The organism is Streptomyces sp. NBC_01384 (genome assembly GCF_045040035.1).
Taxonomy (GTDB): domain Bacteria; phylum Actinomycetota; class Actinomycetes; order Streptomycetales; family Streptomycetaceae; genus Streptomyces.
Map to the genome: position 1 here is coordinate 4253506 of NZ_CP109559.1, position 16712 is coordinate 4270217.

The window sequence follows — 16712 nt, forward strand, 5'->3', positions numbered from 1 at the left end:
TGCTGCCGAGGCAGACATCCGAGCCTGAGTCAGCAGACACATTCGATCAACGTCTGATCAGACGTCATCGTACTTGTGTTCAAAGGGAGTTGGAGAGCTCCTTCGGAGAGTCCGTGAAGGCCGGATCGAAGACCGGATCGAGCGAAGACCGGACCGAGGGGCGGCTTCGGGGGCGGCTTCAGGACAACTGGAGCAGCCCCCGAAGGAGGTCGCGGCTCTCGGACGGCCCGGGGCTGTCCTGCTGCAACTGCTTGAGCGCGCCTTCGTACTGGGTGACGTCCTCGCGTTTGTCCAGGTAGAGCGCGCTGGTGAGCTGCTCCAGGTAGACGACGTCCGACAGGTCGGACTCGGGGAAGCTCAGGATGGTGAAGGAGCCGCTCTCGCCCGAGTGGCCGCCGAAGCTGAACGGCATGACCTGAAGTCGTACGTTGGGACGCTCCGACACCTCGATCAGGTGCTGGAGTTGCCCTCGCATCACCTCGCGGTCGCCGTACGGGCGGCGCAGCGCGGCCTCGTCGAGAACGATGTGGAACTCCGGGGCCTTCTCGGAGACGAGGTACTTCTGCCGCTCCAGGCGCAGCGCGACGCGCCGCTCGATGTCGGCGGGGGACGCGCCCCTCATGCCGCGCTCGACGACTGCGTGGGCGTAGGCCTCCGTCTGCAACAGGCCGTGCACGAACTGCACTTCGTACGAACGGATGAGATGGGCCGCGCCCTCCAGGCCGACGTAGGTCGGGAACCAGCTGGGCAGGACGTCCGAGTAACTGTGCCACCAGCCCGCGACGTTGGCCTCCCTGGCGAGGGACACGAGCGAGGTGCGCTCCGCCTCGTCGGTGATGCCGTAGAGCGTCAGCAGGTCCTCGACGTCGCGCGTCTTGAAGCTCACCCGTCCCAACTCCATGCGGCTGATCTTCGATTCGGAGGCACGGATTGAGTAACCGGCCGCTTCCCGGGTGATTCCGCGCGTCTCCCGCAAGCGCCGCAGATGTGACCCAAGCAGCATGCGCCGCACCACCGAGCCGCTCGACTCACCAGCGCTCACGTTCGTCAGCCTCCCCAACCGTCTTCAGACGCCGAAGTCTGCCACTAAAACACTTCAAGCAGTACACGTTCGATTACAGAAACGGAAAGCTTCCAACGGGGCCACACAGGAAGAGATCAGTTGAGGGCAACAAGCGGGAAGAAGGTGACGGAAAAAATGACCAAGAAACGGTAGAGGAAGGTCCAATTCGGGCGCGTGCACGTGCATCTGCCCTTGCATCTGCTGAACGCATTCGGAACCATGGTCCTCGCGCCACCGCTGCATCGCAACGACCGCGAACACCCGGGAGTGCCTCGCATGGGGACGAATGGATCGACCATGCTCGAGCCTTTACGGCAGGGACTTCCGCCGCTCGACCCCGCGGCTGTGTCCAACGCCGCTTCCTGCGCCCTGCCCGCACGCTATGAAGCGGTGCGCGAAGCGCGGCAGTTCACCCGCAGAACGCTGGACCAGTGGGACATCGGCGACCGCTTCGACGACGTCTGTCTGGTGGTCTCCGAGCTCGTGACCAACGCGCTGCGGCACGCACTGCCCTCGGACACGCCCCGCCCGGACGACCAAGGCCCGCCCGTGCGGCTGCACTTGATGCGGTGGACCTCACGTCTGGTGTGCGCGGTGCGCGACCCCAGTCACGACAGTCCGGTCGCGGGCGACTCGGAGGACTTCTCGGCGGAGTCGGGCCGCGGCCTGTTCCTGGTCGACTCGTTCGCCGACAGCTGGGGCTGGCACCCACTCGCGGGCACGCTCAGCGGCAAGGTCGTGTGGGCGCTGTTCCGGCTTCCGCAGCCGGCCGCCACCGCGTCGATTTCGAGCGAATAGAGAACCGCGGCGCTTTTTGGCGCCGCGGTTCTACGCGCGTTACGCACCGCGAGAAAGCGGTTGCTGTCGGTTATGGCGGTTGCCTGAGTGGTGCTGGTTGCCTGAGTGGCGCTTGTCGGCTGGGTGATACCAGTTGGCTACTCGGGTGTGCGCCCCGGCGCCTGGCGTCGGGTCATGTCAGCCGGCGATCAGGTGGTCGAACTCGCCGTCCTTGATGCCCAGGAGCATCGCCTCGATCTCGGCACGGGTGTAGACGAGCGCGGGCCCCTCGGGGAACCGCGAGTTCCGCACCGCGACGTCGCCGCCGGGCAGCCTCGCGAACTCCACACAGGAGCCCTGCGAGTTGCTGTGCCTGCTCTTCTGCCAGGCCACCCCGGTCAGCTCCGTCGCAGCCATGCCGTTGTACACGTCATCCAGGTCATCCACGTCGAACACGTCGTGGTCCACAGGTCGCTCCCCGGTCGTGCAGTGGCCGATGTGGCCATTGATGCAGTGGCCAACTGCCCCGGATCATAGCTCTGTTCATGTGCAGATGCATGGGCAGATGCACGTGCACGGGGGGTGCTGCTGCGGTTACAGCTTTTACCGCCACTTGACTACTGCGTGTTGCCCGCTTGACTACTGGCTGGTACTCGCCGGGCTACATCTGGTCCAGCGTTTGCCCCGGAGATCGCATGACATGCGATCTCCAGCCCCCGTCCATGATCTTCCGCGCCATCATCTGTGCAGGGTCGTCCGGGTCGAATCCCTCATGTACTAGGAACAGACGCGTACCGTGCCCTTCGAGTTTCAACTTCCACGTAATGGCCCAATCCGCAGGGTTCGCCGGATCGGCGTCGGCCCACCGGACGCGCAGCATCCGCTCCGGCTCGTACGCGAGAATCCGCACGTCGACGGTGCCGGAGAAGCGGGCGTTGGGGCGTGGGACGGAGGTAAGGGTGTACGTGTGCCCCACTTCGAGCCGGAAGTCCTCCGAGCCCGGCATCTGCCAGCGGGCGAGGAGTTCGGGCTCGGTGAGGGCTCGCCAGACCTTCGCGGGAGGGTGCGGGAGGAACTGGTCGACGCGGATCGTCGTGAGTTCATCCTCCGGAACGGGGGGCAGGTCTCCGTCCGGGACGGGGGCAGGGTTCATGTCTCGCCACCGAGATCATCGTCACCGCTACCGCTACCGCTACCGCCACTGTCACCATCGGCTTCGGCTTCGGCTTCGGCTTCGGCTTCGGCTTCGGCTTCGGCTTCGGCTTCGGCTTCCATGTGGTCGAGGAGAGCCCCGAGCCCCCTGAGGCGGTCGCGCCAGAACCGCTCGTACGGGTGGAGCCAGTCCTGCACCTCGGCCAAGGGGGCCGCTTCGAGGGAGTAGATGCGCTGGCGCCCCGAGCGCTGCTCGGTGACGAGGCCGGCCTCTCGGAGCACCTTGAGGTGTTCCGAGAGACTGGGGCGGCGCATGTCGAAATGGTCGGCCAGCGCCTGGACGGGCTGAGGTCCCTGCTCGCGCAGCAGGCGCAGCACCTCTTCCCGCCTGGCGCTAGCCACGACACAGACCACCGGCACTCACTCCCGCTCACCAGAACACGCTTGAGCGCACTCCAGCGGCAGCAGCTCCAGACCCCCGAGTTCGCCCACGCCTGACGAACTCGTGCATGTTGGCGGCCACGGCTGCACGCACCTGTGCCCACGTCCCGACTTGCGGCTCAGGTGCCCGCGAGACTTCCCTCGAGCGGCAGGGCCTCCTTAACGCGCGCCCTCGCCTTCCGCACCTGCATCTCCAGCGACCGCACCGCATACAACAAGGTCAAGGCCGGCTGGTAGTCGCGCACGGTGGCGAGCGTTCATGCGATGAGGTGGTTTGGCTCAGGCCTGCACGCGCACTTCGACCGGCTCCTGTTTTCTGGCGGCGAGGCGTGGGGGTGGTCATGACGGGGAGCGGGTGCTGCGGCATCCTGTGCGACGTCTCGGCTCTCCTCCCGCTCGGTGAACCCCGACCAGCGTCAGGAGCGCAATATGCCACCTTCTGGGATTATTCCGGCCGTCTTCCCCTGTCTGGAGGCGGACTTGGACAGGGTCCGTGACGCTCTCGGACCGGTGCGCATCCAGGGCAGACCCGAACTCGACGCGCTCACGCTGGACGGGCCCGGTACGTCGCGCAGCCTGGTCCGTCCCACCCTTGCTCTGCTCTCGTACTACGTTCTCGCGGATCCTTCGAAGCCGGCCGATGACCGGGCCGTGCTCGCCGCCGCAGCCGTCGAGCTGCTGCACCTGGGCGCGCTCTACCACGATGACGTCGTGGACCACGCTCACGAGCGCCGGGGCCGTCCCAGCGCCAACGCGGTATGGGGTGAGCACCTGGCCATCCTCGCCGGGGACTGCGTGATGCTCACCGGCCTGACCATGCTGGCGCAACTTGGTCAGCGCGAAGTCATCGCCGGGACGACGGCGAGCGAACGGATGTGCGCCGGCATGGTGATGGAGGCGGCCGACCTGTATACGGCCTCGCGCAGCGAGCAGGCCTACCTCGATGCGATCGGCGGCAAGACGGCGCATCTGTTCGCCTTGGCCTGCCGGCTGGGGGCGATGCAGGCGAACGGGGTCGGCGGTCGGCACGACGGCCGGGAGGAGAGCCGGGAGGAGAGCCGGGAGGAGGCGCTGGCCGGATTCGGCTGGCAGTTCGGGCACGCCTATCAGCTACGCGATGACATTCTCGACCTGACGTCCACAGTCGAGGAGTTGGGCAAGCCCGTCAACACGGATCTGTCCGAGGGTGTCTACACCCTGCCTGTGATCCGGGCGGCTTCCCGCGACCTTGATCTTGGCCGCCTTTTGGGCAGGGAGCTGACGCAGGAGGAAGTCGCACGTGCCCGGGACCTCGTTGTCGCCTCCGGGGCCGTGCAGGAGGCACAGGCGGTGGCTGACGCGCACATGGTCAAGGCCGCTGATCAGCTCGCCGATCTTGCCGATCACCCTCATGCGCTCGGTGGGCTGACGGCCTACTCTCGGGCGGTGCTCGACCGGCCCACTGCTTCCCGCCCCGCGGCCATTCCCCGCCAGGTCCGGCAGGCACCTCAGCCCCAGGACAGCGCGCAAGCTCAGCAGGTCACGCAGTGGATGAAGAGCTGGCTCGTGGACACCGGCATCGCCGCCACCCCAGCCGAGGCCGACCACCACCGTGTGACGGGCTCTCTGTCGATGATCGAGCGGGTCCTTCCTCGGGTGGAGGACGGGGCCGGCAGCGAGGATGGCGTCTTCGAAAGGAAGCAGACCAGCGCAGCCTTGGCCACGCTGATCGCCGTGTGGGACGACCTGTTCGAAGATCCGGAGCTGACGGACCCGCAAGCCGTTACCGCACTGAGGGAAGGCCTGGTGGCGACATTGCGCCAGGACCCGGCCGCACCATGGACGCACGGCGCGATCCCGAGGTCCTGGGCGCAGTTGTGGCCGCGCCTGTGTAAAGGCAGGACAGCGCGATGGCAGGAGGCATTGCTCGACAACATCGAAGAATGGCTCCACGCCTGCGAGCGTGAGGCACGCCACCGCATCAGCGGCTACATCCCCTCAACGGCGGACTACCTGCCGCTGCGGAGGGCGACCAGTGCATTCGAGGTCGGCCTGGCGTGCTCGGAGATCGTGCAGGACCGGGAGATGCCGCCGGCGGTGCGCAGCCACCGCATGGTCCGACGTCTTGAGGAGCTCGGCTTCTTCGTCATCTTCGCTGAGAACGACCTGGCGGGACTGGACGGGGACGAGGCAGATCAGGTCCCCTACAACCTGGTCAGGGCGATCCGCCACGAGATGGGGTGCAGCCGCGCGGAAGCCATCGAGCGGGTGGAACGCCAAGTGGCGGAGAAGCACGCCCAATTCAACGCGGTATTCAAATACGTGCCCGTACTCTTCCGCACGTTGCCCGGCCTCTCCGGCCGAGGCGACCGGTATGCGGCGATCTACGACATGATGAAACTGTTCCTTGATATGCGGCAGGACGAGTCCGAAAGGTACCAACCGAAGACCACGGCCGCGGGACCGGACCTGGAGCGCCTGCGCCGTGAGATCAGCGGGCCTGCCGCCCCGGCCCCGTCCGCGCGGTAGTCCCGAGGGCGAAAGAATCACGGTGTCCCCGCGCGGGCTGCTCGCGCGGAGACACTGCCCTCATCGATTCGCCACCTACCCCAACGGCACCGGGTCGGCATCCGCCTGCCGGCCGATCCGCACGTCGGCTGTCAGAGCAGACCGGGTACGCCGGTGGAAGGCAAACAGCCCGATGAGGCCGCTGGCGGTGAACCAGACCAGCTGAACGGCGAAGTCCACGGCGGGCACGGTGGTGGAGAAGCCTGCGGCTGTCGCGGCCTGCATGGCACCGTACGAGGGCAGCCAGCGCACCATGTCACTGTCCGCCCCGCTGCTGGCGAGAGGATTCTGCAAGCCCAGGTCCACGACACTGATCATCACAATGGCAAACATGCCCTCCACCTCACGACGCAGGAGCGTGCCGAGAGTGACGCCCAGCGCACCGTAGGTCATCGCCGTGCAAAACAGCGCTGCGCCGAGCAGCACGGGCTGCCTGGGCGACCAGAAGCAGCAGATGACCGCGGTGGCGTACGAACAGACCGCCACCGACGCAATGACCAGGCAGGCGACCTTCGCCAGCCCCAGCGGAACCCGGGGAAACCCGGCCATGGACAGGCGGCGGTCGAATGCCTCATTACTGAAGGTCGCCGCGAACATCATGAATCCGATGATCAGCGTGACCCCGTTCAGCGCCCCGGTGATCTGGGTGATTTTGTCACTGTCGGCGGTCAACACGTGACCGGTGCTGTGCAGCCGGAACTGTACCGGCTCCTTGGCGACGGCCCAGCCCGTCAAAATGACCCACACCGGAAGAAACACCGCCACAAGCAGCATCGCGAACCGATTCCTGGCGTGCTCCACCAAGCCATAGCGCGTGGCGATCTTGAAGAGCCGCACCCCGCGCCTCACCGCACCTCCTCCTGCCTTCCGTGCAGCACGCCGTCCCGCAACCGCCACACCTGGTCCAGTCGATCGGTGTCGTAGGCCAGATGCGAGACGACGAGGACCGATCGGCCAGCCGCACGCAGGTCCGCGACCAAATCCCAAAAACGCAGATACGTCTCCCAGTCGAAGCCCTGGTACGGCTCATCCAGCAGCAGCACCTGCGGGTCGTGCATCACCGCGAGCGTCAGATTCAGCTTTTGCCGCGTGCCGCCACTGAGCGTTCCCACCAGGGCACCGGCGTACTGGGTGAAACCCAGGATCGCCATGACGTCCTCGGCCCGCCGCAGATCCGCAACGGCATAAGCCGCAGCGAAGAACTCCAGGTGCTGCCGCACCGTGAACACGTCGTTGAGCACCACCTGCTGAGGGCAGTATCCGAACCGCCCACCGTGCCGGACCACGCCCCGGTCCGGTCGGAGCTCCCCCGAAAGGATCTTCAACAGCGTTGACTTGCCCGCCCCGTTCTCGCCGACAATGCCCACCACCGACCCGGCGGGCAGCGCGACATCGATACCGCGCAATACCCGCCGACCGCCGTAGGAATGGTGGACTCCCTCTGCCTCCATCAACGCCCCCTATCCCTCAGCCCTCCCGGCCCCCGATGTAGGCCATATGGATGTCCCACAACTGTCAACGAACCAACGGTCGCAAGGAAACGCCACAGCACAGGTGAGGCATCTGCGGGAGCAGGCACACGCGGGATTCCTTCCGGGCGTCCGGGCGTCCGCAAGTCCTCCTGGTAACTCGTTCCCGGTGGCTTCGGTGGCTCGCTCAGAACGTTCGTCGCTCAGAACCATTCGTAAGTTCTCCCGATGGCACGCTCAGGGTGTTCATGAGTCGCCCTGGTAACTTGCTGCGGTCGTTCCGGCGACCCCAGCGACACCACCACCCTTGGGGGTTTCAGTGACATCGGCGACTTCGGCGAACCTCTCGCGTCGGCGGGCGCGGGGCGCGGCCAAGGCCGCGGCCGTGGCCTTGGGTCTGGCGGGCGCGCTCGCGCTGACCGGCTGCAGCAGCGGGGACTCGGGCTCCGGTTCCGGCTCCGGCTCCGGCTCCGGCTCCGGGGACGAGTCCGCGAGCCCCGGCGCGTCCGCCTCCGGGACGGCCGATACAGGCGGCGGCTCGGGCGCCTCGTCCACCGCCAACAGCAAGCTCGAGGGCAGTTGGGTGGCCACGACGGGCGGCAAGGCCGTGGCGCTGGTGATCACCGGGAAGCAGGCCGGACTCTTCACGACGGGCGGCACCGTGTGCAGCGGGACCGCGGGCGACGAGGCGGGCATGCAGATGATCCACCTCAAGTGCACGGACAAGAACAAGAACCGCGCCACTGGCATGGTCGACTCCGTGAACGGCACGACGCTCAAGGTCACCTGGTCGGGCAGCATCGGCAAGGAGTCGTACACGAAGGCCGAGGGCGGGCAGCTGCCGTCGGGGCTGCCGACGGCGAGTCTGGGCTCCTGATCCTCCCTCCTCTGGTGTCGAGGGTCGGCTCATCGCGTCGGCGTAAAGGAGATTTCGGGGCGTTCACGACCCGGAGCGCGCCGTACGACGGGGGGCGCGCAACGCTCGGTCAGCCGCCTGCGTGATGATCCTTGGGCATCGTCACGAACTCAGGGGGAACCCCATGCGCGCCCTTCCGATCGCCGTCGTCGCCGCCGCGGCGGCACTCACCCTGACCGCCTGCGACAGCGGCAGTGGTAACGACGGCTCGAAGGCCTCCACCGCCTCGACCGCCTCGACCGCTTCCGCCGTCTCCGCCTCCGGCTCCGGCTCCGGCTCCTCCACGGCCTGCAAGATCGACCAGGTCGGCGTCCAGGTCGGCCCCGCCAACACCGCCCCGGCCGCCGGGGACACCGGCAACGTACCCGTCACGCTCACCAATCGCGGCGCCCAGTGCACGCTCGAAGGCTTCCCCGGCATCAAGGTGGAGGGCAACGGCAGGAGTACGGACATCCCCGCGGAGAAGTCCGCGAAGGCGCCGAAGCTGCCCCTGGCGGAGAGCGGTACGGCCTCCTTCACGATCACGTACGTACGGGGCGCGGCGGGCGACGGGAAGAGTCTCGACGCGTCGACGCTGAAGATCAGCCTGCCCGGCGCCGATGCCACCCAGAGCTTCAAGTGGTCGTACGGCCCGCTCGCGGGCAACAGCGGGCCGGGGGACCTGAACGCCTCCGTGAGCACGTTCCAGGCCGCCGGCGACTGAGCGAGCGTGAGCGAGCGACCGGCACCTGAGCCCGTCGCGGCCCGTCGGCGAGTGAGCGTGGGCGAGTGAGCGTGGGCGGGTGAGCGACCGGGCTGAGTCCGTCGCGGCCGTCGCGTCGCGTCGGCGACTGAGCGACCAGCCCCCTCCACCCCCGCCCTCGTGCGTCACCGCAGCGGCGGCCGTGCCCTGACCTGGGCCTGGTCCGCCGCCGCGGCACCTGCCTCCCACCCGGCCGCGTCGTCGACCCCGCGCAGCCGGGTGGTGACGGTGTTCGGGAACATGCGCTCCATGTGGTCCGTGACCGCGACGTCACGGGCCACCAGGACGGGCAGCAACTCCCTCTCCGCCGACGTGGCCTGCCCCTCGGCCCCCTCGGCGGCGGTCGCCAGCCGGTCCCCGATCCGGTGCGCGTACGCGGCGAGGAACGACTGCCGGAAGGTCTTCGTACGTTTCCTTCCGCCGGCCCGCTGTGCCGCCTCCGCCTTCGTCATCGCGGCCGTGGCCTGCACGAGCAGCGAGGTGTAGAGGAGCTCGACCGCCTCCAGGTCGGGTTCGAAACCGACGACGGTCGAGAAGCCGAGGGACTCGTTCCACACGGCGCGGCAGCGGTTCGCGTCGGCCACCGCGTCGAGCAGCACCGCCTTGGCCGTCTCGTACGGCGGCTCGACGCCGATGCGGCAGGCACCGGGTGCGTCCTTGGCGTGCGTACGGGCCGCGAGCAGGGCCTCGTCGATGCTGTGCCGCGCCATCAGTTCCTGTGCCTTGGCGCTCAGCGCCTCCGCCTCCTCCGGGAACCCGGTCGCCTCGGCCTTGGCGAGCAGGGCACGGATGCGGGTGAGCATGCGGGAGTCCTTCGGGGCGGCCGTGTCCCGGGGTGCGTGGGGGGACTGGGGCGTGTCGAGGGGCTCCAGGGTTGGCAGGCGGAGCAGCAGCCGGTACAGCTCCAGCACGGCGGTCGCGTAGGAGAAGCGGTCGGCGCGCGGGGCCCGGGCACCGTCCAGCTCTTCGAGCTGCGCGGCCCAGCGCGGGCCCCGAGGCCGCCGGTCACGACCGGCCTCTCCGAGGATCAGCGCCGACACCAGGCGTACGTGTACGTCGTCCAGCTCGCGCCGCGCGATCCGTACGACGTCGGCGGGCTGCCAGCCGCGACGCCAGGCCGCGGCGACGAACTCCTCGCCGCGGCGGGCGAGTTCGGCGTCACCGGCGGGGTCGGCGGCGAGCAGCGAGGCGCCCGTGTCGAGGGCCGCGTCGGTCTCGGCGTAGAGCGCGGTCTCGAAGGCCCGCTCGACGGTGCTGGACGTACTACTACTCATTCCTCGATCGTGTCACGCGCGCCGGCGTGCCCGGGATACCAGGTCATCCACACCCTGTGGACAGTGAATCGCCCGGCGACGCCCAAGCGGGGTGTCAACTCCCGGTTGACACCCTCCGACTGTCAACTTACGGTTGACACATGACGACGAACCCACTCGGCACGGCATCCGTACGTCTCGACGACCTCATCGAGGCCATCAAGAAGGTCCACACCGACGCGCTCGACCAGCTCCAGGACGCGGTGATCGCCGCGGACCACCTCGGCGACGTGGCCGACCATCTGATCGGCCACTTCGTGGACCAGGCCCGCCGTTCGGGCGCGTCCTGGACGGACATCGGCAAGAGCATGGGGGTCACCCGGCAGGCGGCGCAGAAGCGCTTCGTCCCGAAGGCCGAGTCGGACCTCGACCCCAGCCAGGGCTTCGGCCGCTACACGGAACGCGCCCGGAACGTGGTGATGGCCTCGCACAACGAGGCGAAGGCGGCGGGCAACGCCGAGGTGCTCCCCGAGCACCTCGTCCTCGGCCTCCTCGCCGAGCCCGAGTCGCTCGCCGCGCAGGCGATCACCGCGCAAGGGGTGACCCTGGACGCCGTCCGCGCGGCCGCGGCCGCGGTACTGCCGCCGGCCGCCGACCAGGTCCAGGAGCTCATCCCGTACGGCCCCGCCGCCAAGAAGGCACTGGAACTCACCTTCCGCGAGGCCCTCCGTCTCGGCCACAACTACATCGGCACCGAACACATCCTCCTGGCCCTCCTCGAGTACGAGAACGGCAAGGGCGTCCTCAGCGGGGTCGGCATCGACAAGGCGGTGGCCGAGGCCCAGCTCGCACGTGCGGTGGAGAGCATCGCGAGGGCGCGGGAGCAGAAGGGCTGAGCGACGGCGGGCGCGAGCTACCACCCGGGGCAGGGCTACCGCCAGCGAGCACGGATACCGCCAGGGCAGAGGTGTGACGCGATCGGCCCGCAGTGACGCCTGGCCCGCATCGCCGCCGGACGGGCTTGCCGAGCCCCGTTCCCGGCGCCACGCACACCGCGCCACGCGCACCGCGGCAAGCGCACCGCACCGCGTCGCGCGTCCCCGGTCATTGTCAGACCCGCCTGCGAGACTCGGAATCATGAGCGACCGGTGGGCTCTCGGGCCGGCCGAGGACGGTGGCGCGGAAGTCGCCCCCCTCGGCTCCGACGGGCTGCCCGCGGGACCGGTGCGCAGGGAGGCGGATCTCGTCGAGGCCGTGCGGGGGCGGCCCGGCGTGGTCCGGTGGGTCTGGCGGTCCACGGCCGACGTATATCCGCGTCTGCTCGCCGCGGGGGTGCGAGTGGAGCGGTGTTACGACGTCGAGGCCGCCGAGACGCTGCTGCTCGGCCACGAGGGCCGACTCGGCGAGCCCCGCTCGGCGGCCGCCGCGCTGGCCCGGCTGCGCGGCGGCCCCGTACCGCCGGACCCTCCGCAGCGCTCCGCCGAGCCCGGCTCGCAGTCGTCCCTCTTCGAGCCGCGCCCGGTCCGCGTACCGCTCGAAGACCTCATCGAGGTGTACGCCGACCAGCGGCGCCGCCACGACGCGAGCGCACACCCGGAGCGGATGCACCTGCTGACGACGGCCGAGTCCGCGGGCATGCTGGTGGCGGCCGAGATGAACAGCACGGGGCTGCCCTGGAGCGCGGACGTCCACCGCGAGATGCTGCACGAACTGCTCGGCGAGCGGTATGCGGGCGGCGGCGAACCCCGACGCCTCGCCGAGCTCACCGATCAGGTGTCGGCGGCCTTCGGCAGACGTGTCCGGCCCGACCTGCCCGCCGACGTCATAAAGGCTTTCGCCCAGGCCGGGATCAAGGTCAAGTCCACGCGGAGATGGGAGATCGAGTCCGTCGACCATCCGGCCGTGAAACCGTTGCTGGAGTACAAGAAGCTGTACCGGATCTGGGTGGCGCACGGCTGGTCCTGGCTGCAGGACTGGGTGCGCGACGGGCGGTTCCGCCCCGAGTACCTGCCGGGCGGGACCGTCACCGGGCGGTGGGTGACCAATGGCGGGGGCGCGCTGCAGATCCCCAAGATCATCCGGCGTGCCGTCGTCGCCGACCCCGGCTGGCGGCTCGTGGTGGCTGACGCCGACCAGATGGAGCCGCGGGTGCTGGCCGCGATCTCTCGCGACCCCGGCCTGATGGAGGTCGCGGGCCGGGAGAGCGACCTGTACCAGTCGGTGTCGGACCGGGCGTTCGCGGGCGACCGGGCCCAGGCCAAGCTCGCCGTGCTCGGCGCGGTGTACGGGCAGACGTCCGGCGACGGCCTGAAGAACCTGGCCGCGCTGCGAAGACGGTTCCCCAAGGCCGTCGCGTACGTGGACGACGCGGCGCGGGCCGGCGAGGAGGGCCGGCTCGTGCGGACCTGGCTGGGGCGTACGAGTCCCCCGGCGGCCGGCGCCTCCGACGCCGCGGCCGAGGAGGCGGGCCTCCCGCAGGACGAGCCCGCCGAGGCCCTCGGCGGCGACCAGGGCTGGGTGCCGGGCTACGCCTCCTCCAACTCCCGCGCCCGCGGCCGCTTCGCGCGCAACTTCGTCGTCCAGGGCAGCGCCGCCGACTGGGCGCTGCTGCTGCTCGCCGCCCTCCGCCGCTCCTGCGCGGACCTCGCCGCCGAACTGGTCTTCTTCCAGCACGACGAGGTGATCGTGCACTGTCCGGCCGAGGAGGCGGACACGGTCGTGGCGGCGATCCGGGAGGCGGCGGAGCTTGCGGGGCGGCTGACGTTCGGCGAGACACCGGTCCGCTTCCCGTTCACGACGGCGGTGGTGGAGTGTTACGCGGACGCGAAGTAACCACTTCTACGGAACCATGGAGCAACCACTTCTACGGAACCGCTGAGCACCCACTTCTGCCGAACCTCGACGTAACCCGTTCTACAGAACCGCGACGTGACTACCTCCCCTCCAGGAGTTCCTTCAACTCCCCCACCACCGGCGTGTCCGTCCCGTCCAGCGCTTCCAGGGCCGACGCCCACAGTTCGTACGCCCCTTCGACATCCCCCTGTGCGCGCAGCAGCAGCCCCCGCTGGTGCCGAACGAGCCCGCCGGTGTACCGGTCGGCGCGCTGATCGGCGCGACCGAGCAACAGATCGCACTCGCGCCCGGCCCGCTCGACATGCCCGACCCCGCGCAGCGCGCGCACCAGCCCGAGCCGGGTCTGCGACTCGCCGGGCCAGTCGTCGTCGGAGCCGAGGATGCGCAGGCTCTCCTCGAAGTGCGGTACGGCGGCGGCCGGTTCGCCGAGGGTGAGGTGGGCGTAGCCGATGTTGCAGTGCGCGGCGTTCCGGATGATCACGTCGTCCATCGCATCGCCGATCGCCAGGCTGCGCTTGTGGTGGGCGATTGCGGCGCGGGCGTCCGTGTGCTCGTACAGGTTGCCGAGGTGGCTGTAGGTGATGGCCTCGGTGTGCGGGTCCCCCAACTCCCGGGAGAGTTCCAGGCTCTGCAGCAGCGCCTCGCTGGACTCGGCGTAGCGTCCGAGCCCCTCCAGCAGCATTCCGCGGTTGTTCAGGCCCCGCCGCACCCACGACAGCACGCCGAGCCGCCGCCAGATCGCCAACGCCTCGTCGTTCAGGGTGAGCGCGTCACTCGCGCGCCCCGTCATGAAGTGCAGCCCCGCGAGGTCCCCGAGCGCGTACGCCTCCGCGGCCTCGTCGCCGAGCCGCCGCGCCGCGCCCAGCGCCGCCCGCTGGAGCACCTCCGACTCCGCGACCCGGCCGCTGCGTTGGAGGTAGGGGTTGAGCAGTCGCACCAGCACGGGAACGTAGGCGGAGGAGTCCGCGTACCGCCCCACCAGCGCCACCACGTTCTCCAGCTCCAGATCGCCCCAGGCGAAGGCGTCCTTGGCGGAGCAGAAGGGGGGCGTGGCCGCGGCGTCCGCCGTATGAGCGGCCGGCTGCGCGGCGGTCGGCCGACTGCGGTCCTCGCGGTCGAGCCCCGGCTCGACGATCGCGTCGAGCGAGCGGGCGGCGACACCGGCGTACCAGCGCAGAGCGCGCTCGGACACGCCCCCGCCCATTCCTTCATCGGCATGCTTGCCTTCAGGAGCGTCCTTGCCTTCGGGAGCGCCCTTCTCTTCAGGAGCTCCCTCTCCTTCGGGAGCATCCTTTCCTTCACGAGCGTCCTTCGTCGCTCCCGCGATCTCCCTGGCGAAGTCGCGGACGAGGTCGTGGGGTGCGTAGCGGCCGTACGCCGTCTCCTCCAGGAGAGCGACGTCGACGAGACGGTCGAGGGCGGCCTCGGTGCGGTGTTCGGCGATGCCGGAGAGGCGGGCGAGGAGAGGCGCCCCGTACACGGGGAGGTCGAGCGCGCCGATGCTGCGCAGGGCGAGCGCCGCGTCCCGGTCCGCTTCGCGCTCCGAGGCGCGCAGCGCGTCGTGCGCGACGGCCAGCGACCTGCGGACGCTCAGGTCGTCGTACTCGAGGTGGTGCAACCGGCCTTCCGTTGCCGTCAGTTGACCGGCGAGGACGTCCGGGGTGAGCGCGCGTCGCGCGGCGAGGCGGGCCGCGACGACGCGCAGGGCGAGCGGGAGCCGGCCGGTGAGTTCGACGAGGGCGTGTCCGCCGTCCAGGCCGTCCACCCGGCCGGAGACCGCGCGCAGCAGGGCGGCGCTGTCCTCGTCCGACAGAGGCGCGAGCGGGAAACGGTGTGCGCCGTCGAGCGCGGTGAGCGGCGAACGGCTCGTCACGATCACCGCGCACCCCGCGCCCGCGGGCAGCAGCGGCCGTACCTGCCCGGCGTGCGCGGCGTCGTCCAGCACCATCAGGGTGCGCGTCGGCGCGAGCGTCGACCGGAGCAACGCGGCGGCCGCGTCCGGGTGTTCGGGAATGCGGCGCGGCTCGGCGCCGAGGTCGCGCAGCATTGCGGCAAGCGCCTGGCCGGGCGTAAGGGGGGTCATTCCGGGCGTGGCCCCGTGCAGGTTGACGTACAACTGGCCGTCGGGGAAACGTTCCCGCAGCCCATGCGCCACATGCAGCGCCAGCGCGCTCTTGCCGACTCCGGCCATACCGCTGATGACGGCAACGGCCGGAGCGGGGGGTCTGGGACGAGGGTCCGTCGCATCCGCATCCGCATCCGCATCCACATCCGCGTTCGAGGCCAGGGCCAGGTTCAGTTCCTGGTGTATGTCTCTGCGGCCGGTGAAGTGGGCCGGTGGGGGTGGGAGTTGGGCGGGCCGGGGCGGAGGCGGTTCCGCAGGGGCGGTGCGCTCGGCCAGGTCGGCGTCCTCATGACGATCACGATCACCGTCATGGCCACGATCACCGTCATGGTCACGTTCGGTCTCGTGGGTTTCCCGCTCCCGGTCCTGATCCCGGTCCCGGTCTTGGTCTTGGTCCTGGTTCTGGTCCCGGTCCTGGTCCCGCAGGATCTCCAGATGCGCCTCGCGCACTGTGGGGCCCGGCTCGATCCCGAGTTCCTCGATCAGGCGGGCGCGCAGGTCACGGTGGACGGCCAGGGCCTCGGCCTGACGTCCGGTGCGGTGCAGTATGAGCATCAGCAGCCGGTGGAAGGCCTCCCGCAGGGGGTGCTCGGCGACGAGGGCGGCCAACTCGGGCGCGAGGGCGGCCAGTCGGACGGGGCCGAGGCCCCTGGCAGCGCGAGCTTCGTCGGCGCTTGCGTTCGCGTGCGCATCGGCGGAGGCCCCGACGTCCCCGAAGATCCAAGAAACCCCAGTACCCCCAGCGCCCCCGTCACGCCCCTGACCCCGGGCGGCCTCCCCCGCACCGCCGGCGTGAGCGTCCCCCGCAAGCCACAGCTCAGCCTCGTACCGCCACTCCAGTACGAGCAGTCGCGCCTCTTCCAGGCGCTGGACGAACGCGTGTCCGCCGAGTTCGGACGGGACTCCGCCGAGCGGTGTGCCGCGCCACAGCGCGAGCGCCGCCAGGGCCTCACGCAGCGCCCGCGCCCAGTCGCGCCCGGCGTGCGCGGCGCGTGCGGCCGTGACGTGGGATTCGAAGACGCGGACATCCAACTCGCCCTCGCCGACGCGCAGAAGGTACCCGGGCGGTACGGCGCGCAGCCGCTCAGGATCGTCGAGGAGTCGGCGCAGCCTGGTGACATGGTTCTGCAGCGAGGCCTGCGCGGACGCGGGTGGCGCTCCGCCCCACAGGGCGTCCTTGAGCACGTCGACCGAGACGACCCGGCCCGGCTCCAGGAGCAGCGCGACCAGCAGGGCACGCATCTTGCCGCTGCCGATCGAACGAACCTCGCCGTCGGCGTCGTACAACACGGGGGGACCCAGCAGCCCGAACCGCAGCCCGTACCGCATAGCCCGCCCCACTGCCTTCCCGTGCGACCGTCCCGACCGGTCTCG

The 16712-nt window shown here is 69.8% G+C and carries 15 protein-coding genes; 6 read left to right on the forward strand and 9 right to left on the reverse strand.

From position 1 onward, the window contains the following. Nucleotides 1–178: 178 nt before the first annotated feature. A complete protein-coding gene (locus OG747_RS19325; RefSeq protein WP_405885602.1) occupies nt 179–1003 on the reverse strand; it encodes a helix-turn-helix domain-containing protein in 825 nt (274 codons plus the stop codon). Nucleotides 1004–1339: 336 nt separating this feature from the next. On the opposite strand from OG747_RS19325, the gene OG747_RS19330 reads away from it, so the two are divergent. Further along, entirely contained in the window at nt 1340–1861 is a 522-nt protein-coding gene (locus OG747_RS19330; protein ID WP_405880577.1) for an ATP-binding protein, read from the forward strand. A 177-nt stretch (nt 1862–2038) separates the two neighbouring features. On the opposite strand, the gene OG747_RS19335 is transcribed toward OG747_RS19330, so the two are convergent. The 4 genes from OG747_RS19335 to OG747_RS19350 form a co-directional block, all read right to left on the reverse strand. Then, complete coding sequence (locus OG747_RS19335; protein ID WP_405880578.1) at nt 2039–2308, reverse strand: DUF397 domain-containing protein; 270 nt, start codon at nt 2306–2308, stop codon at nt 2039–2041. Nucleotides 2309–2501: 193 nt separating this feature from the next. Then, on the reverse strand, nt 2502–2993 hold the full coding sequence (locus OG747_RS19340; protein ID WP_405880579.1) for an SRPBCC domain-containing protein: 492 nt from the start codon (nt 2991–2993) through the stop codon (nt 2502–2504). Beyond that, nucleotides 2990–3412, reverse strand: a complete 423-nt coding sequence (locus OG747_RS19345) for a metalloregulator ArsR/SmtB family transcription factor (RefSeq protein WP_405880581.1) — start codon at nt 3410–3412, stop codon at nt 2990–2992. The genes OG747_RS19340 and OG747_RS19345 overlap by 4 nt, the downstream gene beginning before the upstream one ends. A 140-nt stretch (nt 3413–3552) precedes the next feature. Further along, nucleotides 3553–3678, reverse strand: a complete 126-nt coding sequence (locus OG747_RS19350) for a hypothetical protein (RefSeq protein ID WP_405880582.1) — start codon at nt 3676–3678, stop codon at nt 3553–3555. A 265-nt stretch (nt 3679–3943) separates the two neighbouring features. On the opposite strand from OG747_RS19350, the gene OG747_RS19355 reads away from it, so the two are divergent. After that, nucleotides 3944–5941 (forward strand): polyprenyl synthetase family protein, encoded by a 1998-nt coding sequence (locus OG747_RS19355; RefSeq protein ID WP_405880583.1) that lies wholly within the window; start codon nt 3944–3946, stop codon nt 5939–5941. A 75-nt stretch (nt 5942–6016) separates the two neighbouring features. Here OG747_RS19355 and OG747_RS19360 read toward each other — a convergent pair whose 3' ends face one another. Both OG747_RS19360 and OG747_RS19365 read right to left on the reverse strand, forming a co-directional pair. Beyond that, complete coding sequence (locus OG747_RS19360; RefSeq protein WP_405880584.1) at nt 6017–6817, reverse strand: ABC transporter permease; 801 nt, start codon at nt 6815–6817, stop codon at nt 6017–6019. Nucleotides 6818–6825: 8 nt separating this feature from the next. Continuing rightward, nucleotides 6826–7431, reverse strand: coding sequence for an ABC transporter ATP-binding protein (locus OG747_RS19365; RefSeq protein ID WP_405885603.1), 606 nt, complete (start codon nt 7429–7431; stop codon nt 6826–6828). Nucleotides 7432–7768: 337 nt separating this feature from the next. On the opposite strand from OG747_RS19365, the gene OG747_RS19370 reads away from it, so the two are divergent. After that, nucleotides 7769–8326, forward strand: a complete 558-nt coding sequence (locus tag OG747_RS19370; protein WP_405880585.1) for a hypothetical protein — start codon at nt 7769–7771, stop codon at nt 8324–8326. 163 nt (nt 8327–8489) lie between these two features. After that, complete coding sequence (locus OG747_RS19375) at nt 8490–9068, forward strand: DUF4232 domain-containing protein (RefSeq protein ID WP_405880586.1); 579 nt, start codon at nt 8490–8492, stop codon at nt 9066–9068. 164 nt (nt 9069–9232) lie between these two features. Here the strand turns inward: OG747_RS19375 and OG747_RS19380 are convergent, their stop codons facing one another. Continuing rightward, nucleotides 9233–10381: a DUF2786 domain-containing protein gene (locus tag OG747_RS19380; protein WP_405880587.1), complete on the reverse strand. Its 1149-nt coding sequence runs from the start codon at nt 10379–10381 to the stop codon at nt 9233–9235. Nucleotides 10382–10521: 140 nt separating this feature from the next. On the opposite strand from OG747_RS19380, the gene OG747_RS19385 reads away from it, so the two are divergent. Beyond that, complete coding sequence (locus OG747_RS19385; RefSeq protein WP_405880588.1) at nt 10522–11256, forward strand: Clp protease N-terminal domain-containing protein; 735 nt, start codon at nt 10522–10524, stop codon at nt 11254–11256. Nucleotides 11257–11497: 241 nt separating this feature from the next. After that, a complete protein-coding gene (locus tag OG747_RS19390) occupies nt 11498–13192 on the forward strand; it encodes a bifunctional 3'-5' exonuclease/DNA polymerase (protein WP_405880589.1) in 1695 nt (564 codons plus the stop codon). A 100-nt stretch (nt 13193–13292) separates the two neighbouring features. Here OG747_RS19390 and OG747_RS19395 read toward each other — a convergent pair whose 3' ends face one another. After that, a complete protein-coding gene (locus OG747_RS19395; RefSeq protein ID WP_405880590.1) occupies nt 13293–16667 on the reverse strand; it encodes a BTAD domain-containing putative transcriptional regulator in 3375 nt (1124 codons plus the stop codon). Nucleotides 16668–16712: the final 45 nt, after the last annotated feature.